Source organism: Blautia sp. Marseille-P2398 (genome assembly GCF_964240315.1).
Classification (GTDB): domain Bacteria; phylum Bacillota; class Clostridia; order Lachnospirales; family Lachnospiraceae; genus Blautia_A; species Blautia_A wexlerae.
Genome location: NZ_CAXSTD010000020.1, coordinates 1 through 23765, shown reverse-complemented (window position 1 = coordinate 23765; position 23765 = coordinate 1). Strand labels below are relative to the sequence as shown.

The 23765-nt window shown below is 39.2% G+C and carries 20 protein-coding genes; 15 read left to right on the top strand and 5 right to left on the bottom strand.

Annotated elements, in window-relative coordinates; genetic code table 11:
- Positions 1-149: 149 nt before the first annotated feature.
- The 3 genes from ACESZG_RS17305 to ACESZG_RS17295 all read left to right on the top strand — a co-directional run bounded on the left by ACESZG_RS17305 (position 150) and on the right by ACESZG_RS17295 (position 2696).
- Entirely contained in the window at positions 150-1478 is a 1329-nt protein-coding gene (locus ACESZG_RS17305; protein WP_020993408.1) for an IS200/IS605 family element transposase accessory protein TnpB, read from the top strand.
- Between the two features lie 229 nt (positions 1479-1707).
- The gene (locus ACESZG_RS17300; RefSeq protein ID WP_025581247.1) at positions 1708-2190 is read left to right on the top strand and encodes a hypothetical protein; all 483 of its coding nucleotides are present in this window, start codon (positions 1708-1710) and stop codon (positions 2188-2190) included.
- The gene (locus ACESZG_RS17295; protein WP_025581246.1) at positions 2187-2696 is read left to right on the top strand and encodes a VanZ family protein; all 510 of its coding nucleotides are present in this window, start codon (positions 2187-2189) and stop codon (positions 2694-2696) included. Before ACESZG_RS17300 ends, ACESZG_RS17295 begins: the two co-directional genes overlap by 4 nt.
- 174 nt (positions 2697-2870) lie before the next feature.
- On the opposite strand, the gene ACESZG_RS17290 is transcribed toward ACESZG_RS17295, so the two are convergent.
- The 3 genes from ACESZG_RS17290 to ACESZG_RS17280 all read right to left on the bottom strand — a co-directional run bounded on the left by ACESZG_RS17290 (position 2871) and on the right by ACESZG_RS17280 (position 7281).
- A complete protein-coding gene (locus ACESZG_RS17290; protein WP_025581245.1) occupies positions 2871-3677 on the bottom strand; it encodes a sirohydrochlorin cobaltochelatase in 807 nt (268 codons plus the stop codon).
- Between the two features lie 180 nt (positions 3678-3857).
- Entirely contained in the window at positions 3858-5462 is a 1605-nt protein-coding gene (locus ACESZG_RS17285; protein WP_025581244.1) for an AraC family transcriptional regulator, read from the bottom strand.
- Entirely contained in the window at positions 5437-7281 is a 1845-nt protein-coding gene (locus ACESZG_RS17280; protein ID WP_020993405.1) for a sensor histidine kinase, read from the bottom strand. Before ACESZG_RS17280 ends, ACESZG_RS17285 begins: the two co-directional genes overlap by 26 nt.
- Positions 7282-7554: 273 nt before the next feature.
- Between ACESZG_RS17280 and ACESZG_RS17275 the strand changes: the two genes are divergently transcribed.
- From ACESZG_RS17275 to ACESZG_RS17245, 7 genes are all read left to right on the top strand, one after another.
- Entirely contained in the window at positions 7555-8790 is a 1236-nt protein-coding gene (locus tag ACESZG_RS17275; RefSeq protein ID WP_025580566.1) for an ABC transporter substrate-binding protein, read from the top strand.
- 107 nt (positions 8791-8897) lie between these two features.
- Positions 8898-9794 carry a carbohydrate ABC transporter permease gene (locus ACESZG_RS17270; protein WP_044996795.1) on the top strand — a complete coding sequence of 299 codons (897 nt, stop codon included), beginning with the start codon at positions 8898-8900 and terminating at the stop codon, positions 9792-9794.
- Between the two features lie 13 nt (positions 9795-9807).
- On the top strand, positions 9808-10665 hold the full coding sequence (locus tag ACESZG_RS17265) for a carbohydrate ABC transporter permease (protein WP_025580568.1): 858 nt from the start codon (positions 9808-9810) through the stop codon (positions 10663-10665).
- 34 nt (positions 10666-10699) lie between these two features.
- The gene (locus ACESZG_RS17260; protein WP_025580569.1) at positions 10700-11809 is read left to right on the top strand and encodes a glycoside hydrolase family 172 protein; all 1110 of its coding nucleotides are present in this window, start codon (positions 10700-10702) and stop codon (positions 11807-11809) included.
- Positions 11810-11827: 18 nt separating this feature from the next.
- Positions 11828-13075 carry an ABC transporter substrate-binding protein gene (locus tag ACESZG_RS17255; RefSeq protein WP_025580571.1) on the top strand — a complete coding sequence of 416 codons (1248 nt, stop codon included), beginning with the start codon at positions 11828-11830 and terminating at the stop codon, positions 13073-13075.
- 87 nt (positions 13076-13162) lie between these two features.
- Positions 13163-14098, top strand: a complete 936-nt coding sequence (locus ACESZG_RS17250; protein WP_373218818.1) for an AraC family transcriptional regulator — start codon at positions 13163-13165, stop codon at positions 14096-14098.
- A 261-nt stretch (positions 14099-14359) separates the two neighbouring features.
- Positions 14360-16024 (top strand): alpha-glucosidase, encoded by a 1665-nt coding sequence (locus tag ACESZG_RS17245; RefSeq protein ID WP_118566126.1) that lies wholly within the window; start codon positions 14360-14362, stop codon positions 16022-16024.
- Positions 16025-16223: 199 nt separating this feature from the next.
- On the opposite strand, the gene ACESZG_RS17240 is transcribed toward ACESZG_RS17245, so the two are convergent.
- A complete protein-coding gene (locus tag ACESZG_RS17240; RefSeq protein ID WP_022381100.1) occupies positions 16224-17279 on the bottom strand; it encodes a LacI family DNA-binding transcriptional regulator in 1056 nt (351 codons plus the stop codon).
- A 207-nt stretch (positions 17280-17486) separates the two neighbouring features.
- Positions 17487-19157: an alpha-glucosidase gene (locus tag ACESZG_RS17235; protein WP_118592773.1), complete on the bottom strand. Its 1671-nt coding sequence runs from the start codon at positions 19155-19157 to the stop codon at positions 17487-17489.
- 372 nt (positions 19158-19529) lie between these two features.
- Here ACESZG_RS17235 and ACESZG_RS17230 point away from each other — a divergent pair, with 372 nt between their 5' ends.
- The 5 genes from ACESZG_RS17230 (at position 19530) to ACESZG_RS17210 (ending at position 23288) form a co-directional block, all read left to right on the top strand.
- The gene (locus ACESZG_RS17230; protein ID WP_118587193.1) at positions 19530-19727 is read left to right on the top strand and encodes a hypothetical protein; all 198 of its coding nucleotides are present in this window, start codon (positions 19530-19532) and stop codon (positions 19725-19727) included.
- A gap of 191 nt (positions 19728-19918) precedes the next feature.
- Entirely contained in the window at positions 19919-20437 is a 519-nt protein-coding gene (locus tag ACESZG_RS17225) for an RNA polymerase sigma factor (RefSeq protein ID WP_161276635.1), read from the top strand.
- Positions 20427-21197 (top strand): hypothetical protein, encoded by a 771-nt coding sequence (locus tag ACESZG_RS17220; RefSeq protein WP_008705736.1) that lies wholly within the window; start codon positions 20427-20429, stop codon positions 21195-21197. The genes ACESZG_RS17225 and ACESZG_RS17220 overlap by 11 nt, the downstream gene beginning before the upstream one ends.
- Positions 21169-22044: an ABC transporter ATP-binding protein gene (locus ACESZG_RS17215; RefSeq protein WP_008705734.1), complete on the top strand. Its 876-nt coding sequence runs from the start codon at positions 21169-21171 to the stop codon at positions 22042-22044. The genes ACESZG_RS17220 and ACESZG_RS17215 overlap by 29 nt, the downstream gene beginning before the upstream one ends.
- An 8-nt stretch (positions 22045-22052) precedes the next feature.
- Positions 22053-23288, top strand: a complete 1236-nt coding sequence (locus ACESZG_RS17210; RefSeq protein WP_008705732.1) for an ABC transporter permease — start codon at positions 22053-22055, stop codon at positions 23286-23288.
- Positions 23289-23765: the final 477 nt, after the last annotated feature.

Genomic DNA, 23765 nt, shown 5'->3' with positions numbered 1-23765 from the left:
CGTTACTTTAGTGATGAGTTAGACGCGCAAATTTTTTACCAAAAGAAAGAACGGATGTTTACTTCTGGCACTATATGTGCTAAAATATAGCCATAGGTAGTAGAAAAAACAACAGAATCTGAGAAAAGAGTTATCAGGGAGAAATAAAAATGCAGATAATATCCAGTTATGGTGTAGAATTACGAAAACAGAATATCCCGGTCCGCCAGACACTGGAGATCTACCGTTCTGCTGTCAGTTATCTGATTGGGATTTATGTGCAGGTATGGGAAAAATTAGCAGAAATCCCGGATGCAAAGAGGCGTTTTAATGCTGCAGAACATCTGGTACATACTACGAAGAAAAACCATGCCTGTTTTGATTTTGATATCCGGTTCCCAAAGATGCCTTCCTATCTGCGCAGATCTGCCATCCAGCATGCACTGGGGACAGTATCCTCTTATAAAACACGGTTGGATCTATGGGAAAAGACAGACGGAAAGAGTGGGAAACCAAAGCTTGTATATGAAAACCACGCCATGCCGGTCTTCTACCGTGATGTCATGTACCGTGAGGGAGCGGAAAGGAAAGACGAAGCATACCTGAAAATCTATGACGGCCATGACTGGAAATGGTTCTGTGTACGTCTGGAGCATACGGATATGGAATATCTGAGAAAATACTGGTCAGGAAAAAAAGCATCTGCCCCGACACTGGAGAAAAGACACCATAAATATTTCCTGCGTTTTACCTATACAGAAGAAGTAACACTTACCAAAACACCTGTGAAAGAACAGGTCATCTGCAGCGTGGACCTGGGGATCAATACCGATGCAGTCTGTACCATCATGCGGGCAGACGGAACTGTCCTGGGAAGAAAATTCATAGATCATCCCAGTGAAAAAGACCGGATGTACCGCGCACTGGGACGGATCCGCAGATTCCAGAGGGAACATGGTTCTGCGCAGACACAGGGAAGATGGACGTATACGAAACGTCTGAACACAGAACTGGGTAAAAAGATTGCAGGTGCGATCGTAAGATATGCGGAAGAAAACCATGCAGATGTGATCGTGTTCGAGTATCTGGAGATGCAGGGGAAGATACCGGGAAAGAAAAAGCAGAAACTGCACCTGTGGAGAAAGCGGGATATCCAAAGACGCTGTGAACATCAGGCACACAGGAAAAGGATGCGGGTATCCCGGATCTGTGCATGGAACACCAGCAGACTGGCTTATGATGGTTCCGGGGCGGTAACACGTGACTGGGAAGATTACAGCCTCTGTACTTTCCAGACAGGAAAACGATATAATTGTGACCTGTCAGCATCCTATAATATAGGAGCCAGATATTTTATAAGAGAACTTTTAAAACCCCTTCCGGTAACGGAAAGGTCTTTGCTGGAGGCAAAAGTCCCTCCTGTAAAGCGTAGAACCTCATGCGTCTATGCAGATCTGAGAAAACTCCATTCAGAAATGGAATTCTTAAAAGCAGCATAGATACAGGCAGATATACAGCGGACTACCTGTAATGTGGGAACCAGCCATATCTGGCATGGGAAATGCGCATAACTGCGCACCTAAGTTACAGGCGTATCCGCCGATATTCAGTCTGACGCCTAAAGCGTCTGGAAGCACGTGACTTCAGTCATGTGAGGTTCACAGAAAAAATGATAAGATAGTTTCATCTGTTAAGGTGTTGAACAGTTATAAATATGAGGAGGTTTTTATGGAGAAAAACGAAAACGAAGAACTGCTGGAACAAAGCCCGGCAGAGATTCAGCAGGAAGATACGCAGAAAATTGCAAAGAGCGGGGAAGAAGAGCCGGATACAGAAGAACAGAAAGTCTCCAATGGAAGATTTATACTCTGGAGTCTGGCGGGAGTGTATCTGTTGTATACAAGTTACAGTCTCTGTAAGGGATATGTAACAGGCGAAGAAGGAACCAGTATGGGATTTATGCTTGCCGGAATTGCATTTGCAGCTATTGGTGCTGGTCTGCTGTTTTTCGGCATTAAAAATATGCTCTCAGAAGAGAAGATCAAGAAAGCAAAAGCAGCGAAGAATGCGGCAATGGAAGCTGCCGCAGGCGGAGAACTGAAGAAAGAGGATGCATCCGGGCAGAACAGATCAATGAGCATTGCTGAAAGGGCTAATATGGTTAAGAATCTGGAAGACGAAGAGGAAGACGGGGAAAACGAGAAAGAATGAAAATATTGATCACATTGCTGAAACCGTTGTCTTTTTTACCGGCACTGCTGATGATGTATATCATCTTTTCGTTCTCAGCCCAGCCGGGTGAAGTTTCAGGTAATCTGAGCTATAAAATAAGTTATGAGATCATAGAAACGAAGAGCGAGCTTTTGTCAGAGAATCTGAGCAGTGAAGAGATTGCCTATAAGGCAGATGGAATTCACTACTATGTGAGAAAAGCGGCACATATGACAGAGTATTTTCTGCTGGCTATCGCTATTTCTTTTCCTTTATATGTCTATGGTGTGAGAGGAATCTGGCTGATGCTTCTTGCGGGAATTGTCTGTGTGGGATTTGCAGGGCTGGATGAGTATCATCAGTCTTTTGTGGATGCCCGTACACCTGCGGTAAAGGATGTGGGAATCGACAGTATAGGGGCGTTTATCGGAATACTTCTTGTTCAGGCATTCTGCTGGTCTGTACTGAATAATCCTAATAAAAAGAAGAAAAAAAGAAGTCATTAAATAATCAGGAAAAATACATATTCAAAAAAGGAAAGACAAAAAGGAGCTGCCACATTAATAAGAACTTAATGTGGTATGCTCCTTTTGACATTGGTTCACTGGTAATATCCTGCGAAGCGTGTTGTTGTGAACAGTAATTTTTGACTTGAATGTACACTTGATTTCCTGCTGCGTTTAAGCCTGGATTTCTGAAAGTCTGTCCAGTCCGGCTTTGGTATGGCGGATAAAAATATCTCTGACCGCCTGGATCTCGCCAAGACCTTTCAGAGTACATTTGACAGAATATCCCTCTTTTTCCAGAATACTTTTCCAGGAATCATCGTCCTCTCCGGACATATCATTGGTAGCATGATCACCTGCGACGATCATAAAAGGTGCCAGATGAACATGAGCCGGATGCAGATTTTTTAATTTATCCAGAAAGCTTTCAATGGAGAAATCCCCTTCAACCGTTCCCATATGCATATTGGAATAGCCGAAATGCTTAAACAGTTCGTCCATCTCAGGATAAAGTTCATTGGCAACATGCTCTGTTCCATGTCCCATAAATAAGAGAATTTCATCAGAATCAGGGTGATATTCCTGTGCCATAGCCTGACAGACCTCTTCTTTGTCCTGTTTTGTAACCATCAGAGAATCACAGATAATGACAGAATCGAAATCCTTTTTATGTGCAAGAACTTTTTCTTTCATAGCATCACTCTCAAATCCGGTGATCACATAGGTTGGCTGTACAACGACATTTCGAATTCCGTCCGCTTTCAGCTGGGTCATTGCCTCATCAATATCCATAATGTGGATCCCGTCCCGCTTCCGGAGTTTGGCGCGGATACGGGGACTTGTCCATGCGCAGTATAACGGATATTCCGGAAATGCATGATGCAGGTCAGATTCAATCTGTTCAATTGTTTTTTTTCGTGTTTCTTCATAACTTGTACCGAAGCTGATAACAAGAATTGCTGTTTTTTCAGTTACCCCCATTTTAAATCTCCTTATAATAAGTATATTGGCATTTACCACAACTGCCACTGACAGGTTTTCCGCAAAACAGATGTAGTGGCGGTAAAAGGTAATTGACTGCGCACTCATATAAAAAAGATGTCATGATAATAGACATTGTTTTTTATTATACAGGGAGTTATAGGGAAACACAAGTAAAAGCTAAGATTTTGACGTCTGAGTATCTCTGTATGCAGATGGAGTGACATTCATTTTTTTCTTGAAGCTTGTGCTGAAATAATATTGATTGGCGTAACCGCATTTCATACTGATTTCCTTCAGAGTCATGTTTGTGGCTGTAAGATAACGGCAGGCGGCGTTGATTCGCTGAGTAGTGATATAGTCACTGATACTCACGCCCTGTTTCTTTTTAAAGAGGGCACTCAGATAAGCCGGGCTGACATTGGCTTCGCTGGCGATATCGTTCAGGCACAGAGTATTGCTGGCATAGTTTTCGTCAATATATGAAGTTACAGATTCGCATAATTTCTGGTGATAATCATTCAGAGAAGAATCCAGTTTCCGGCAGAGAAGGCGGCAGAGTTCGTTGAGCCAGCCGCATAGTTCTTCTGTGGTATGAAATTCTTCCAGATGATTGTATACATACAGGATCTTTGCTTCCAGATCATGGGTATCCAGGTTTAGTTCATAGAAAAACTTCAGAATCCTTCCAAGCAGAGAGTAGATCTGGATAAATGCGAAACTTTTGGTGCGGAAGTTCTCAGTAAGCCATCTGGAGAAATCCTGAAACCAGGAGTCAATTGCAGAAACATCCTTTTTACACAGAAGGCGGATTAATTCCTCCTCTCTGGAATCGGAGAAATCAGTGGCAGATAAGTCATGTCCAAGAGCCTCACGTCCGTCAAATACGTTCTGGTGTGGGAAAAAGAAACGATAATCCAGTGCATGAACTGCACTTTCATAAGAACGGTTCAGATCCCACAGATCCTGTACAATGGCACCGATTCCGGCATTCAGAACCAGTCCCTGTGAATTGCAGTTATCTACAAGTGCAGAAATGATTTTATAGGTAAGCTGGCGAAAATTTCCGGACTGGCAGCCGCTTTGTCCGATCACACACAGATAACCATCAATATCCTGCAGGGGATAAATATAATTTAATTCTGAGGTTTGTTCTGTGATCAGATCACGAAGATTCAGCAGTTCCATCTGAAATTTCTCAATGCCATAGGAATCCCTGAGAGACTGTGCATTTTCCAGTTCAAGAATCACTACGTTATAAAAATCATAATCCAGTTTAAGGTTCAGGTAGTTCAGATAAGGTTTGAGACGATAGGAAGCCTCCTGCCTGGAACGGTGAGTGATATCACGGAAAAATTTTTCGATAAGCAAAGGCCTGCTCTGTTTAAGCAACTGCAGATTTTTCTGCTCACGTTCCATCAGGGCAAAAGCATTTTTTACTTTCTGGATCAGATATGCGTAATCCAGAGGTTTTTCAATATAATCCAATGCACCAAGAAGCAGAGCGCGTCTTGCATATTCAAATTTATCATAGGCACTGATCAGTATGATTTTTACCATTGGATTAATATCCAGTGCTTGCCTGCTCATTGAAATTCCGTCCAGATCCGGCATTTCAATATCTGAGATGATCAAATCTACAGGTTCTTTTTTCATAGCGTCTATCGCAGAGGTTCCGTTGTAGCAGATATGTACGATTTCTGCGTTCAGAACTTCCCAGTCTATGTTCTTTTCAATTCCTTCTGCTGACAGATAATTGTCATCTACAATCATTATTTTCCTCATCTGTATCCTCCATTTGTTGAAATTCAATTGTGACATAGGTACCGTTTCCGGGATGGCTGTCAATACGCACAGAGCCGTTACCGTACAAAGGATTGGAAATGCGGGCGCTTACATTTGAAATTCCAAAATGTTTTTCGTAATTTATGACTTTGTTGTCTATGGCATATCGGAGCTGTTCCAGTGTCTCCGGAGACATTCCGGCTCCATTGTCTTCAATGGATATCACTACGGTATCATCACCGTAGAGTACCTGAATGGAAATAAAAACTTCAGGTGTATCGGCTGAAAGACCGTGCAGGATAGAATTCTCCAGGAATGGCTGTAATGTAAATTTGCAGATCGTGAAATTTTCTATTCCGTCTTCGGCATTGATCTCCCAGTTAAGATTATCTTTATGGCAGAGTTTCTCCATTTCCAGATACAGGCGGGCAATTTCCAGTTCGTCTTTGATCGGTATCAGTTCTTTTGATTTTCTCAGCGTCAGTCGGTAAAAGGCAGTCAGATTTGTCAGCATCTGATCTGCAATATCCAATTTGCCAAGTGCCTGGCAGGTTCGGATGGTTCCAAGGATATTGTAGAGAAAATGTGGATTGATCTGTGATTGTAATAACTGATATTTCAGCCGTTCTTCATTAATGGAGAGACTGACAATTGATTTCAGATTCTGGGCAATTGTGTGCTGCATATCTTCAAAGGTAATCCCCAGATTGTCTATTTCATCATAATTGGAAGCATCGGCCGGATGCGGGAGTGTGATGATGGAAAGGTGCTCCGGATCATGTCCGAGATGAAAGGATTCCATGGCATAGGACAGTGCGGCAATTCTGCTTGTCAGTTTCCTGGAAAAAAGGATTACAATAAAAATAGTCAGCGGCAGAGAAATAATTACAGTGATCAACAGTGTTTTGATCAGTACCTGTGTATTGCTTTTGATATAGTTTTCCGGGATTTCCGTAATATGCAGCCAACCGTTATCCAGAGTGCGGCAGTTATAGTAGATGTCATTGTCTTTAAAGAAGGAATTGGTATTTTCCAGAAACATCTGTTTTATTGAATCTGAAATCCAGGTCTGATTACGGGAAGAATCACTGTGAGCTGCAATTTGTCCCTGTGGTGTCAGAATGTAACTGGAAATTGCGGTATCAGAAGCAGAAGTCTGAAGATACCGGGAAAATTCATCGCAGTCAAGTGCAATACAATAAGCATATTCGAGAACATTGCTGGATTTGTCCTGAAGAGCACGAAAACACAGCAGTGTATTTGCGCTTCTTTTGGAAGCAGATATAACTCTGGGTAAGGTGGTATTTTTCTTTAACAGCCACAGGGAAGAAGAACCTATGGAATGTAATTCAGATTCGCTGATTCCATAATTGAAAAGTTTATCTGTGGAAAAGAAATATATACCCTCATCAGCTCCGGTTTGTTCCGGTTTTAAAAAAACATATATATGAAAGAAATCAAATGTAGATTTATATAATGAAATATTGCTTCTCATGGATGTTAATGCCTGCATGGTGCCAACCTGATCTGGGGAAGAGTGTTCAAAAGCGTACATCTGATACTGGATGGTGTCAGCAACGTTTTCGGTCTGGTTCAGACGGCTGTTAAGCTGAAAAATAAGCTGTTCATCAGACATCAATGCAGAGTTTGTGATTCGGTCTCTGGCAAGATTATAGGAAACATGGTAACTGACCAGTGCAACAAGTGTCAGAGGAAGCAGGGTTGCAACCAGAAAGGCAATCAGGAGTTTTGCCTGAAATGAGGAAAATCTGGAAGGAATCCATTTATGATAATTTATTTTTTTCAAGTTGAGTTTCATTACACATAATACTCCTTATATGAATAGGTTTGATTTTATCAGGTATCTTTTTGAAGATTGCCATATTATACAGCAATTCTGTAAAGATGCAACACAGTGTTCATCTGCTATCTGTATTATAAAAAATCAGAATGAAAAAAACAATAGAACGAAAAATAATATAAATCAATCAAAAGAAATTGTATTTAGTAAAAAGAGTGTTTTTGTTATTCTTTAATTACCAAATAACACAGAACAGTTGATGCGAGAGAACTGTTCGGAAAAGGAGAGAATATGAGGAAAAAAGTGTTAAGTGCAGTTTTAGCTGCAACAATGGTAGCAGGAATGATGGGAAATGTTGTAAGTGTATCCGCAGAAGAGAAGTATGATCTTACTTTATATAGTGTCAATACTACAGACCCGGATTTTGATGACTGGCTTGCAAATGTAGAAGAGGCAACAGGATTAAATATCAATGTTGTTGCAGCACCCACCGATTCAGACACACGTCAGCAGAAGATCACAACAATTCTTTCTACGGGAGATTCTTCCGTGGATGTTATTGAGATTAACGATGAAATGAGTGCTGCATTCAAGAACTCCGGATGGTTGGATGGACTCAACGATACAGTTATGACAGATGATATCGTTGATCAGTTTGCTCAGGGTTATATTGCGGACATGATTACAGATAAAGACGGAAACATCGTAGGTGTTCCTGGATATTCCGGATATCTTGCCTTTTGGGTAAATCAGGAAATTATGGATGAAGTAGGAATTGAATCGATTGATACAAAAGAAGACTTTATGAAGTACATGGAAGCGGTTTCTAAAGATGGACGTTACGGATATGGTGGTTCTTGGGAAAAAACTTATTCATTTAATGAAATTGCACAGTTTGTAAATATGTTTGGTGGAGATTACTTTGACTGGACGAAAGAGGAAAATAAGGAAGCAATTCAGTTTCTGCATGACTTGGTAGCAAACAATGAAACACCAATTGATGAGATTGCAGACAAATATGACCAGATGAATCCAAAAATAAACGATGGTAAATACGGATGTTGGTTTATGTGGGGTCTGGGCACTGATTATGCAAAGGCAGATATGCTTGGTGAAGACAAGATTCATATGGCAATGGTACCTGATTTCAGTGGAAACGGAGAAAGAGCAATCTTTACAGATTCCTGGAACTATGTACTTAACAGTGCCTCAAAGAATAAAGATGCAGCAATTAAATTCCTGCAGTATATGGCAGATGAAGGTGGAATGGAAGCATCCTATAAAGCATTTGACAGATATCCTGCAAGAAAGGATGTTGCAGAAAAAGTTGTTCCGGATACTGATCCTGCAAAAGAAATGTACAGCCAGTATGCAGAAGAGTGCAATGTACAGGGACGTCCGATGGTAGCGCAGACAATGGAATTCATCAGTGATATGGGAACAATCTTCCAGTCCTGCATGAAAGATGAGATCACAGTAGATGAGTTCTGTGAGAAAGCTCAGGAATTAGTTGAGACATATCAGTAAAAAACAATTACTCGTTTAAAGAATTTGGAAATACTGATACATAAAAACTGACATAATAAATGAAGGTATAAAGCAGAACAATCTGCTTTATACCTGTGCTTAAAGATATGAGGGAGGGAGTTCCTGTGACAATCAGTAAAAAATCGATGAAATGGATTCCATGGCTGCTGGTTTTGCCTGTAGTTATCATCCGTGGATTCACAACATTATATCCTATTTTAATGACTGTTAAAAATAGTTTTTGTGACATCAGAATTCTGGCAGGAGTGGACGAATTCTGCGGATTCAAAAATTATCTGAAAGTTTTTTCAGATCCAAAAGTGCTTACATCCATACGATTTACAGTAGTATTTGTAGTGGTATCTATGATATTACATGTAATATTAGGCGTGTGTCTTGCTCTGATATTAAATATGAAGTTTAAGGGACGCCGCTTTCTTCGTACGATTGTACTGATTCCCTGGGCAATGCCGGCAGTTGTTGTAGGTATGGCTGCAAAATGGGCATTCAATAATGATTATGGTCTGATCAATGACTTTATCAGATGGTTTGTCCATGGATACCAGAATAGCTGGCTCATCAATACAGGATCTGCAAGAGCTGCTGTAATTGCCATGGATCTGTGGAAAGATCTTCCGTTCTTTGCGATTCTTGTATTATCCGGTCTGCAGTTTATTTCGGGTGATATCTATGAAGCCGCAAAAGTAGACGGGGCAAATGGAATCCAGTGTTTCTTCAAGATTACATTACCGTTGATACTGAAAAATGTGTTGACTTTAACTATTCCATTTACTTTATGGAGACTGACAACCTTTGATATTGTATATTCTATGACTTCAGGTGGTCCTGGAGAAGATACGGCACTGATCGCATACAGAATCACGACAGAAGCGTTTACCAATCTGAATGTCGGTTATGCATCTGCACTGGCAATGTTACTGTTTGTTGTGATGGCAGTATTCAGCTGGCTGAATATACATGTTATGAACAAGATTGATAACTAGAGGAGGAAATACCATGAAAAAAGATTCAAAGAAATATAACATATATCATGGTGTAGTGGCTGGTGGAAGATGGGTACTGTTTGCAATTGTCTCATTTATTATCCTGTTCCCGGTATACTGGATTTTTATTTCCTCTATTACACCTTCCGGAGAATTATTTAAAACACCGATTGATTATCTGCCGGATCATCCGACACTGGAAAGCTACAAGTTCCTGCTCGAGAATGTAGGACTTTTGTCAAAAGTGGGAAATACAGTATTGATCGTAGGTCTTACACTGGTTATCAGTACTGTATTCTGTGCAATGGCTGCATACGGATTCTCACGTTTCACTACAAAAGGAATCAATATTGCTTTTGCATTTATTATTGCAACTATGTTAATTCCTGAGGTTGTTACAGCAAGACCATTGTATGAGTTCATGCAGAAAGTAAAATTATATGATACATATCCAGGATTGATTCTGCTGTATATCAGTACTGTTATCCCGTTTACGGTTCTGATCCTGAGAAACTTTGTGGGGGAAATCCCTATTTCACTGGAAGAGGCAGCAGCGATTGACGGTGCAACTTTTTCACAGAGACTTTTTACAATCGTATTGCCACTTATGAAACCTGCAATTGCAACTGTGTGTATTATCAACTTTATTACCTGCTTGAATAACTTCTTCACACCGTTATTTTATTCAAATGGCATTCAGGTTCTTTCCGTTGCCATTGTACAGCTTCCGCTGCGTGACAACATGTATGGAGTTCCGTGGGATCTGGTAAGTGCAATGGGATGGATTATTCTTTTACCGATTATTATTTTTGTTGCAGTCTTTGAAAAACAAATTATGGATGGTATAATGGCAGGAGGAGTAAAAGCCTGATTATCTGAATGCTAAGATATTGGAGGAAAACATTATGTATCAGTCATTTAAAGGTGGACTTGGTGGAATTGCTCTGGCAAAGCATGGAAGAAGCCGTGCAATCAATGCAGAGAATCCACACGGAGAAAAAGGTAAAGGCGGAATGGCAGCGAGCCATCTGGGACCGTCCAGAAAAGGAAGTCCCTGCCTGAAGGATATTGAGCCAGGTGCAACTGTAACTCTTGCAGAGATGGAAGGTCCTGGTGAGATCAATCATATCTGGATCACTGTGGATAATAAGACAACCGATGCAGATTGCTTTGTATTGAGAGATCTGGTCATCCGTATGTACTGGGATGATGAGGAAACGCCATCTGTGGAAAGTCCTCTCGGAGATTTCTTCTGCTGTGGTTTTGGAAGAGAGTGTATTGTAAATTCTGTCCCAATGGCAGTGGTGCCAAGCAGAGGATTTAACTGTTACTTCCCGATGCCGTTTAAGAAAAAAGCAAAAATCACTCTGGAAAATCAGCATGCAAATAAAATTCCGGCATTCTTCTATCAGGTAGATTACTGTCTGTATGATGAGCTTCCGGATGATATCACTTATTTCCATGCACAGTGGAGGCGAGAGCGACTGACAGAGAAGCAGAAAGATTATACAATCCTTGACGGAGTAAAAGGAAAAGGTCATTATGTAGGAACTTATATTGCACTTACCACACTGGAACGTTACTGGTGGGGCGAAGGTGAAATGAAATTCTATATTGACGGTGATGATGAATATCCCACAATCTGCGGAACCGGAACAGAAGATTATTTTGGAGGCTCCTGGAGTTTTGCAAAGCAGGTGGATGGAAAGACTGTGGAGCAGAATTATAATACACCATATCTGGGCTACCCATACTATTCTGCTCATGATGAGCTGATCCATAATTTCTATCATAATGATGACTGTCCGCCGATGAGAGGCTTCTATCGCTGGCATATTCAGGATCCGATTTGTTTTGATGAGGATCTGCGTGTGACCATTCAGCAGATTGGAGTAGGTTACAGAGGATTATTTGAACGTCAGGATGATGTGGCAAGCGTGGCTTACTGGTATCAGACACACCCACATGCACCGTTTGCACCATTGATGTCAAAAGAGGACAGATGGCCAAGATAAAAAACAGAGGTGAAATGCTTGAAAAAAAGTGTTGTAATTTTCATAACTGCAGTATGTTTGCTTATTACAGGATGTGGAAGTACGGGGAGCTTATCTAAGCTCCCCTCATCGTCGTTTCACGAAGATAAACAAAAGTTGACGATCATGCATATTGATGCAGATAATAAAAGATTTCAGGATTTTATCGCGGAAACAGAAAAAAAACTTGATATGGAAATCACTGTGGAAAAATGTCCATCCAATGCGGATAATCGTCAGGCAAAAATATCCACGATCCTGGCTTCTGGGGACCAAAATATTGATTTGATTTCCGTGAATGATGAGATGATTTCTGAGTTTAAACATAAGGGATATCTGGAACCACTGGAAAAAAACGTTATGACAGAAGAAGTAAGGGACAGCTTTCCACAGGAGTATCTGGAAAGCATCTGTGAAGAGAATGGACATATATATTCTGTCCCTTTTCAGATGGACATTATGATGTTCTGGGTAAATCAGGAACTGCTGAAACAGGCAGGACTCGATGAGATAAAGGATACCGGTGATTTTGATATTCTACAGAAGAGTTTGAAAAATTCAGATCAGTACGCTTATGGAGATGCATGGGAAAATACACATGTTTATAACAGTCTTGCACAATTTGTTAATTTCTGGGGTGGCGATTATTTCGACTGGACTGATTCGAAAACCCAAGATGCAGCCAGATATATGAAGAGTATGCTGGATGAGAAAATTACATCTCCTGCACAGTTTGTGGATCAGTATGAGCAGATGGAAGAGAAATTTATCAGGGGAAAATATGGATGTGTTTTTATGTATACGGGGGCTCTGGGTACATTTCTTGATGCTGATGTATATGGGAAAAATAAAATACATATGGCACCGCTTCCCATGTTTCATGAGAAAAAATCCACTAATATTGCAACCTGGCAGTATGTTCTGAACAATGCTTCAGAAAATAAAGATGCAGCTTTCAGATTTCTTCAGTATACAGCCAGTTATGAAGGTAGTACTGAATATGCAAAAATAATGAAAAGTTATCCTGCCAGAGTGGATGTGATCGAAAATGAAGATATTGATCTGGAAGGAATAGATATGGTACGGAAATATCTCCGGGAATATACACTGAATGCACGTCCGTTATGTGAAAATTCCATGGGAGCTGTCTCAGATATGGGAAAACTGTTTCAGGGATATGTTCTTGGACAATGTGAAGAGGACAGTTTCTTTGAGCAGGCACAAAATTGTATAAATACTTACTATTAAAAAGGCATCTTCGGATGTCCTTTTTAGTTGCGGATTTTTGATGCCGGATTTATAATAACAATAACAATGACAACAGGAGGCAGCTTCATGCAGAATCAACAACCATCAACTTTAAAGGAAATACGTGTCCATGGTACGCAGGACTTTCCCTGTGCATTTTACCAGACAGGAACAAGGATAAAAGGGAATATGGTGAAACACCACTGGCATGAAGAAGTAGAACTGCTTTATTTTTCGGGTGGAGAGTTCTGTCTGGAAGTAAATATGGAACGTTTCAACATTTCAGAGGAATGTTTTTATTTTATTAATCCCGGGGAACTTCACAGTATTTCTGTTGAAAAAAACGGCGGCTGTGTGGAAAATGCGGTGGTTTTTCATATGGATATGCTAAGCTCTGCATATGCTTTGGATCAGATTCAGACGAATCTGATCCAGCCGGTACAAAATGGCAGTATCCAGTTTCCGAGATGTCTGCGAAAGAATGAACCGGCATTTGAACTGGTAAGAAAATTTTATGAAGAAATCCGTAATGTATTTGGCGGAGATTCTTTTCGGGAGAATTATTATGACGGCGAGGCGGTTACGGATGATATCACCCGACAGTTGTTTATCAAATCAGCGCTGCTTCGGATTCTGGCAGTTCTGTCTGCGAATAATCTGTTTGAGGTAACGGAGAAGAATCATGACCGTCGGATTGAGACGATCAAGACCACTCTGACTTATATTCAGGAGAACTATAAAGAGAAGATATATATTCGTGATCTGGCGGATCTGATTGGAATGAATGAACAGTATTTTTGCAGATTCTTTAAGAAAGTTATCGGACGTTCGCCTATGGAATATGTGAACGAGTACAGGATTAAGAAAGCAATCCATTATCTGAAAGAATCAGATCTGACAGTTACGGAAATCTGTCTGGAATGTGGATATAATAATCTGGGAAACTTTCTCAGGGAGTTCAGGAAATATACATCAACAACACCACTGCAGTACCGCAGACATTTACTAAAAGAAACACAGTAAATAACGATTAGATAAGTAAGCTTATGGTAATGAGAATAAAAGTTTACTTATCTGATTTTTGTATTACAGAGAATGCTGGTAATATAAAAAGTCAAAATTATGTATTTTTTTATCAAAAAAATATAAGACAGAAGGAGTGGATGTTGATATAATTATTTTTAAATAGAACAGAGAACTTAGGCGCTAAAGGTAAGAGGTATAATACTGGGAACAAAGCAGACAATAGCGCCGGTTAATAAAAAACACAGGAGGATTTTTACAATGGTAAAGAAATGGTGGAATGAAAAGGTTGCTTATCAGATTTACCCGAAGAGTTTTTATGATACCAATGGAGATGGAATTGGAGATCTGAGAGGTGTTATTGAGAAGCTTGACTATCTGAAAGATCTGGGAGTTGATATTATCTGGCTTTCCCCCTGCTACCGCTCTCCGTTAGCTGATCAGGGATATGATATTTCAGATTATTATGATATTGATCCTCGCTTCGGAACCATGGCAGATATGGATGAACTGATTGCTGAGGCTAAGAAGAGAGATATGTACATTCTGATGGATCTTGTTGTAAACCACTGTTCTGATGAACATGAATGGTTTAAAAAAGCATGTGAGGATCCGGATGGTAAATATGGTAATTTCTTCTATCTGCGTGACAAGAAAGAAGGAGAACTTCCAACTAACTGGCGTTCTTATTTCGGCGGACCTGTATGGGAAGATCTTCCAGGAACAAATAAACAGTATCTGCATGTTTTCCATAAGAAACAGCCCGATCTGAACTGGGAGAACCCGGAAGTAAGGGAAGAAGTTTATAAGAATATCAACTGGTGGCTGGATAAAGGTCTTGGTGGATTCCGTATTGATGCGATTATCAATATCAAGAAAGCACTTCCGATGCATGACTATGAGCCGGATCGTGAAGACGGTCTTTGCAGTATCAGGAAGATGCTGAAAGAAGCAAAGGGAATCGGTGACTTCCTTGGCGAGATGAGAGACCGCACCTTTAAGAAATACGATGCATTCTCTGTCGGTGAAGTTTTCGATGAGAAGGATGAAGAGATTCCGGATTTCATCGGCGATAATGGATATTTCTCCAGTATGTTTGACTTCGAAGAGACTATCTGGGGGGCATCTGACAAGGGATGGTATGACTGCAAACAGATTACTCCGGATGCCTACAAGAAATGTTGCTTTACAACACAGAGAAAAATTGGCGATATCGGATTTGTTTCCAATATTATTGAAAATCATGACGAGCCTCGTGGTGTCAGCAGATATATCCCGGAAGGTGACTGCTGTGACGCAAGTAAGAAAATGCTTGGCGGTCTGAACTTTATGCTTCGCGGACTTCCGTTTATCTACCAGGGACAGGAACTTGGTATGGAGAATGTGAAGTTTGAATCTATCGATCAGGTAGATGATATTTCCAGTCTGGATGAGTACAAGGTAGCTCTGGAAGCAGGATGTACACCTGAGGAAGCGCTGAAAGCTGTTTCCAGATTCAGCCGCGATAATGCCAGAACACCGATGCAGTGGACAGATGGTGAGAATGCAGGATTTACGACAGGTAAACCATGGCTGAAGGTCAATGCGAATTATACAAAGATCAATGCAGAGAGCCAGATGAATGATCCGGAATCTGTGAGAAGTTTCTATAAGAAACTTATCGCACTGCGTAAGGATCCGGAATACAAAGAGACTGTTGTTTACGGAGAACTGGAACCTGTATGGGAAGATGTACATAATCTGATGGCATACTATCGTAAAGGGGATAAGACTCTTCTTGTAGTTGGTAATTACCAGAAAGAGCCACAGACCATTGAACTTGCAGGAGAGTGCAGGAAGGTTCTGATCAATAACTATGACAATGTAGCTATGGATGGAAATAAGATTGAACTGCAGGGTTATCAGTTCCTTGTTATTGAGATGTAACAGAAGAAAAAAGGTTACTGAGAACGGAGTGAACAGTAACGAAAAAAGAACGGAAATCCAGGTATGATATGTACCTGGATTTCCGTTCTTTTTGTATCTATGAATTATAGCAATCTTCTCATAGCAATCCTCGTAAATAATGCATATTGCTCCCGGCTCATCAGAGCGTGAAATCCCGCGACAGATATCCCTGAGTGCCTTATAAAGCTGAACCGTCATCGGAGGAATCATCTTCAGGGGGATTCAGGAGCTTTACGCTGTCACGTACTACAAGTCTGACCGGAAGAGAAAGGTTCGTTGTTTTTGGATTCCAGCCATCGATCATTTTGAACAGATATTCTGCGGCAATGGTTCCGCGCGTAAAGATATCCTGGTGAATAGTGGTAAGTGAAGGACAAGCAAGCTGCGCATACAGATTGTCGTCAAATCCGGTGATGGAGAGATCTTCCGGAAAGCGGATCCCTTTGGCTTTGAGATATTTCATCAGGGTAACTGCGTAATAATCGGAACAACACATAAAGGCAGTGAACTTGTGTGCGACTGCATAAATCTCCTCCATACTTCCCTGTCGTTCATATTTGGAAGGGCGGATCACGATCAGATTATCCAGATCAATATCCAGTCCGTATTCCTGAAGTGCCCGCTGATGCCCGGTGTATCGGATATAGTCTACACCTTCCATATTGTCGGCAAGAAATGCGATTTTTCTGTGACCGCAGTCAAGAAGATACTTTGTCATCAGGTATCCGCCTTCTTCATCGTCAAGACCGATATTAACGTATCTGGCAATATTCTTTGGAGTGTAACTGTCGATAAGGACAGCAGGTTTTTTGTACTTACTTCTGATTTTGAGATAATCGTCGTGGAGCATACCGATGAGAATCAGTCCTTCAGTGTTCCAGCCTACTATATTGCGCACAATTTCTTCAATATCTTCAGAAATATAAATCATCATATAATACCCCTGCTCACGAATAGCAGATTCCAGAGCTCCCAGCAGTTCGCCGTGAAATGGATCTGTGAAGATATTCTCGTATTTATCCTTTCGCCTTTTTAATACAATTCCGATGAGTCTGGAATGGTTCTGTGCGAGATTTTTTGCATTCATATTTGGGACGTAATCATATTCGTCCAGAAGTTTCTGAACTTTCTCAGCAGTTTTCTGGGAAACTTCGCTGGTTTTTCCATTAATGACATTTGATACTGTGGTGGTACTGATTCCAAGCATCTCTGCCATTTCTTTAATTGTTATCATGTGAGATTCACCTCAATACAAAAATATATAAATATATTATCACATTGGGACATGAAAATGCAAGTGTTGCACAAAAAAGTTTGAATAAAATAAAAGAAAATTGTAACTGTTGCTCATAAGTCGTTTGGGAGAGAGTGATAATAATTAAAAAATGCAAAATATAAGGCTGTCGTCAAAAAATATCTGACAACAGCCCTGCACGGAATATTATTTCTGGATTACGATTGCTTCGTAAGGTCTGAGAGTGATTTTTTGGTTTGCTTTTGCATCACTGTAATTAGAGATAAGAACTTTTTTGTTTACAAATTCTTCAGGAAGCTCTACTTCACGTGTATTCTCGCTGAAATTGCAGTATACGATCAGTTTTTCATCGCCAAGTGTACGGATATAAGCGTAGATATCCTTGTCATCATCAAGGATCAGATCATAGGTACCGTATACGATCAGTTCACTTTCATGGCGGAGCTTGATCAGTTTCTGATAATATTTGAATACGGAATCTTCGCGGTTAACCTGATCTTTGGCATTGATCTTAGTGTAGTTCGGGTTTACCATAATCCAGGGGTTAGTTGTGGAGAAACCTGCGTAAGCACTGTCGTCCCACTGCATAGGGGTTCTTGCATTGTCACGTCCCTTATAACCGATTGCTGCCATCATGTCCTCTTCGGTCATCTTACCCTGTTCGGTTAATTCGTGGAAAGCATTGATACTTTCAAGGTCGCGGAAGTTGTCAAGAGTGTTAAACGGGCAGTTTGTCATACCCAGTTCCTCACCCTGATATACATAAGGTGTACCCTGCATCATATGGATACATGTTGCAAGCATTTTTGCAGAGATTTCTCTGTATTCGTCACTGTCATTGCCGAAACGGGAAACGCTTCTTGGCTGGTCATGATTTTCCCAGTAGAGACTGTTCCATGCAATATCCTGAAGACCTTTCTGCCAGCGTGTAAGGATTTTTTTCAGGTTGCGCAGATCCATCTTTCTGGTTGTCCATTTGCCGGCTTTTTCATCACTGTCAACATCCATATGCTCAAACTGGAATACCATGTTCAGCTCTTTTTCATCGCTTCTTGCATATTTCTTTGCCTCTTCCAGAGTAACACCTGAGCATTCACCTACAGTGATCGTGTCAGCATTATTCAGTGCTTTCTGACGCATTTCCTGAAGATATTCATGTACATGAGGGCCATTTGCGGATACATTAAAGGTTGCGTAACCGTTAATTCCAGTTTCTTTGTCAGGAAGCCCCGGCTCTTTGGAGATGAGACTGATAACGTCCATACGGAATCCGTCAACTCCCTTTTTCAGCCACCAGTTCATCATATCGAAAACATCCTGACGTACAGCTGGATTGTCCCAGTTCAGATCAGGCTGTTTCTTGGAGAACAGGTGCAGGAAATACATATCTGTTGTCTTGTCGTATTCCCATGCAGGACCGGAGAAGCAGGAACCCCAGTTGTTCGGAAGGCTTCCGTCTTCTTTTGCAGGACGCCAGATGTAGTAATCTCTGTAAGGATTGTCTGTGGATTTGCGGCTCTCGATGAACCATTTGTGTTCATCAGAGGTATGGTTTACAACCAGGTCCATCATGATTTTGATGCCTTTTTCGTGAGCTGTGGCAAGCATACGGTCGAAGTCTTCCATGGTTCCGAATTCGTCCATGATCGCCTGATAATCACTGATATCATATCCGTTGTCATCATTTGGTGATTTGTAAACCGGAGAGAGCCAGATTACGTCAATTCCAAGCTCTTTTAAATAGTCAAGTTTGCCGGTGATACCGTTAAGATCACCGATTCCGTCTCCGTTGCTGTCGCAGAAACTGCGAGGATAGATCTGATATACGACGCTTTCTTTCCACCATCTTTTTTCCATTGTAAAGACCTCCTGATAATATTATATTTTAGTACGTTTGATTTGAATAAGAATTATGTGAGCTGACTATAGCAATCCTCTCAATATGCGTTATTTACAAGGATTGCTGTAAATATCTTTTGCCCCTGATAATTTAGAATTTGTGTATAGTTGTATTGCATAAATATATAATAAATACTTTATAGAGAAAATACTTTCGATATTTTGACGGATTTATGTATTATTTTGACTTTTTGACAAAATTATAGAATTGCTGTAAGTAAATCCAATGCTTCAATCGCGAATATCCGATCACAAATCCTGTAAGACATGCCGCGAAGAGTGTTGCTGAGAACGGAGTGAATCAATGTCATTAACTTAAACAATTTGCCAATGGAAAAGAATGATAAACCGAACAATTTAAGGGGATTCTGCACGATCACGCTGGAGGATGTCTTCTGTCTGAAAAACATTGCCCATTCTATCAATGCAGCATTTAAAGAAGACTGGGAGAGGGCTGTCATGGATGAGTATCAGAAAAAGCTGAATTATATCCGTGATCGGAAACAACAGCAGAGAACCGGAAGATAACAGGGATATTGTTTAAAATAAAGGGAGAGTGCCATTATGGGTGGTAGACCTGGGACTGCTATAATAAGAATTTTTTTAGAAAAATCATAAGATAAAATATAAAAAATCTCAATAAACTTTGTTTTTTTGTCTAAGATAATCGTTATACATTATATAGAGATAAATGGTTGATGCATTTTAGGAGAAAATTTGTGTTTGAAAATAAAAAAATTCAAAATTTATTTTTGAATGAAGAAAAAGTAGAAGATTTGATACGGAGATATTATTCTGATATATACAAATATTGTTTTTTTCATCTTGGGAATAGGGAAACAGCAGAGGATATTACTCAAGAGGTTTTTTTGAAATTTTTAAAAAGCCTTGATAGTTATCGTGAATATGGGAAATTAAAAAATTATTTATATGTAGTGGCAAAAAATACAATAAGAGATTTTCAGCGAAAAAAATACGAAATAACAGAGGAACCAGGAGTGGAAGCTTCTTGCGATGGAGCATTAGATAATATTCCATTACAGATAGATATATGGCGAGAAATACAGATGTTAGATCCATTAGATAAGGAATTGATTATATTGCGATATTATCAGAATTTTAAAGTAAAAGATATTGCTCAAATTGTAAATATTCCGCCTTCAACTGTGGGGTATAAAATTAAAAAGATAGAAAAAATATTAAAAAACAGATTAGGAGATATAGGATATGAGCGATAAAGCGTTGAAGAAAAAATTGCAACAATTACATATACCACAATATGATGAATATAAATTGGAAAAAGTTATTGTTGAAGCAAAAAAAATAGATTTGTTTTCAGGAAATCAAAGAATGACAAATACTGAATTTTTTTTGAACCAGCTGGGGTTTATTAGTAAAAAAGTATGGAGTTTAAAGGCGGTTTTTTCAATTTTTATATTATATTTGATTTTAGCAAAGGATGTTTACAGTAATAACTGGGTGTGGACGTTAATAGCAATAACAGGTCCTATTTTATGTTTGTTTAATGCTAAAGAAATATGTAATGTATTTCAACCTGGAATGTTTGAAATACAAATGGCTACAAAACATTCATTTAGTAAAGTTTTAATGATCCGTTTAATCGTTTTCGGCATTTTTGACCTGCTTTTTCTGATTTGTAGTACTATAATACTATCGCTTGTAAAGAAAACGGTAATATGGCAGATTATTTTATACGGAATAGTTCCTTATGAAATAATGTGTTTTGGCTGTATGTACATTTTAAATAAATGTCATGAAGAAAACATTCTACTATATTCAACGACGTGGGGAATATGTTTAAGTAGTAGTATTATTATATTGAAAATATCGGGAGTGGACTTATTTGCAACATGTTATTTTGCCATTTGGTTAGTGTTTGGACTAATTGCAGTTAGCGGTATTGGAGTGGAAATAAAACAGTTATTAAAAAAAGCAGGAGGGAATTTGAATGAGATTAGTAATGGAACATTTATCTAAGCAATTCAAAAATAGAATTGCTGTTGAAAGTATTGATACAGAACTTAGAGAAGGCGTTTATGGCTTTTTAGGAGCCAACGGTGCAGGAAAAACAACCCTAATGCAAATGATTTGTGGAATTATTGAGCCGACTGCAGGTGAAGTGAAAATTAACGGTGAAAATAATATACAGATGGGGGAACGATTTAGAGATATGTTGGGTTATTTGCCACAAGAATTTGGGTATACACCAGGTTTCACCGCTAATGATTTTATGTTATACATTGCTTCAATTAAAGGATTACCTCCTAGATTCGCAAAAAGAAAAACAAAAGAATTATTAAAACTTGTGAATTTAGAAAAAGATGCAGGTAGAAAAATTAGGACTTTTTCAGGAGGAATGAAAAGACGGCTTGGTATTGCGCAAGCACTATTGAATGATCCTAAAATATTGATTTTAGATGAACCGACAGCAGGACTGGATCCTAAAGAACGTGCTTATTTTAGAAATATTATTGCGGAAATGTCAAAGGACAAAATTATTATTATATCTACACATATTGTGTCAGATATAGAATATATTTCAGATCAAGTATTGATCATGAAAAAGGGAAAATTTATTTTACAAGGTCCAGCCGACGAATTGTTGAAAGAGGTAAAAAATGAGGTATGGTCGTGTAGAGTGCCTAATAATCAATGGAGTAATTTTGAAAGAACACATTGTATTGCTAATTCGCATGTAATGAAAGAAGTTATAGAAGCAAGAGTTATTTCTACGTCATCCCCAATAGAGGGTGCGATAATTGTAGAACCAACTTTGGAGGATTTGTATTTGAAGCTTTTTTCTGATGAGTTACAAGAAGGGTAGTAAATCTAATGAGTGAGATGATTAAATATGAATGGAAAAAAATATGGAAAAGTAGATTAGCTCAACTAGTTATAATTGGTTGTGGATTGTTTTTAGTGTTTTGTGTTTGGGCCAGTATTATGCAAATAAGTGCGACAAATGAAAAAGGTGAAAATTTTTCGGGAATGAGTGCTGTAGAAGTGATGAAGAATACGCAGAAGAAAATAGAATTAACACAGGAAAACGTTAATGATATAGTAGGACGGTATTTAAAATACATTTCAGATCCTGGTACAAATTCAGAAAGCGAAACATATCATTACTTGTCAGAAGAAGTATATAGAACGTTTTATCTTCCGAACAGAGAGTTATTGAGTTTAGTTACTAATGTATATAGAGAACCGGGAAGCGGTAGTAGTATAAAAGAAGTTTTGGAAGAAAATGTTGGGAAAGATTTTCGGAAAGCACAAATAAAAAGAGACATTGCATATATAAATTTGCAAAAAGAACAAGGACGATTGACATCTGGTGAAGCCGATTACTGGAAAGAAAAGATAGGAAATTTGCAGGAATATCAATATGGTTATCACAAGGGATGGAGTATGATTTTAGATACATTAACATGGCCTGTGTTAATTATGATGCTGATTTGTATAGGAATTGCACCAATATTTGCTGGTGAATATCAGTCTAAATGTGATTCATTAATTTTATGCATGAAATATGGAAGAAGTAAGTTGATTTTGGCAAAGATTATTTCTGGATGGTTATATGCAACAGGTGTTTACTGGGGAATAACATTGATCTATTCAAGTATCTATATGATTTTTTTAGGAACACAAGGTGCAGATTTACCTATTCAATTAAAGTATCCAGCTATGTCTGTCGGATATAATCTTACAATGGGAGAAGCGGTAGGAATAACATTATTATTGGGATATTTCTTTACATTAGGAATTATGGGAATAACACTTTTTATGTCTGCTTTATTGAAAAACACTTATGCGGTTATTATTGTCGCATTTCTGTTGATTATAATCCCAACATTTTTATCACTGGATACGGGGGGATATGTGTGGAGCCATGTACTATCTTTACTACCACCTAAAATAGCAGATTTTTCCTTTCAGTCGTATACGGCATATAGTATAGGAAATATTGTGTTGAGTTGGCCGGTTATGGCAATTTTGGTAAATGCAATAGTAGCAGTACTCTGTTCAGTTTTGGGATATATTATTTTCCGGAAACATCAAGTAAATAAATAGCAAAGGTTTCAGTGGAGAGGCCTCTCCACTGTGTCTAGGGAATATTCCCTAGACACAGTGATATAAGGATGTGAGGGATTGAGAAAAGAAAAAAGTCGTATGATAAATAACACTATATACTGCATAAAATATATTTGGAAAATTGACCGTAAATATATTTTATTGATGATAGTAATTTCTATACTTACTAGAGCGTGTATGTGCCGTAATGGTATCGCATTTTCCAGTGCGTTAGGCGACAGTGATAACTGCAGCAACTGCGGTTGCAACTGCTTGCCTTGGAATCATGGCTCTAATGCTTCTACAGCAAGTAATGCAGACAGAGCAAGCGCGTAAATTTGTATGAATAATACGGGAGAAAGGCTGCTTTCATCATTGGGTGAAAGTAGCCTTTCTCCTATTTGTTAGGGCAAAGCCCTGTTTGCCATTGTGGAGTTTTTCGCTGATCCGAAAAACGGAGCTTTGGAAAACAAATAA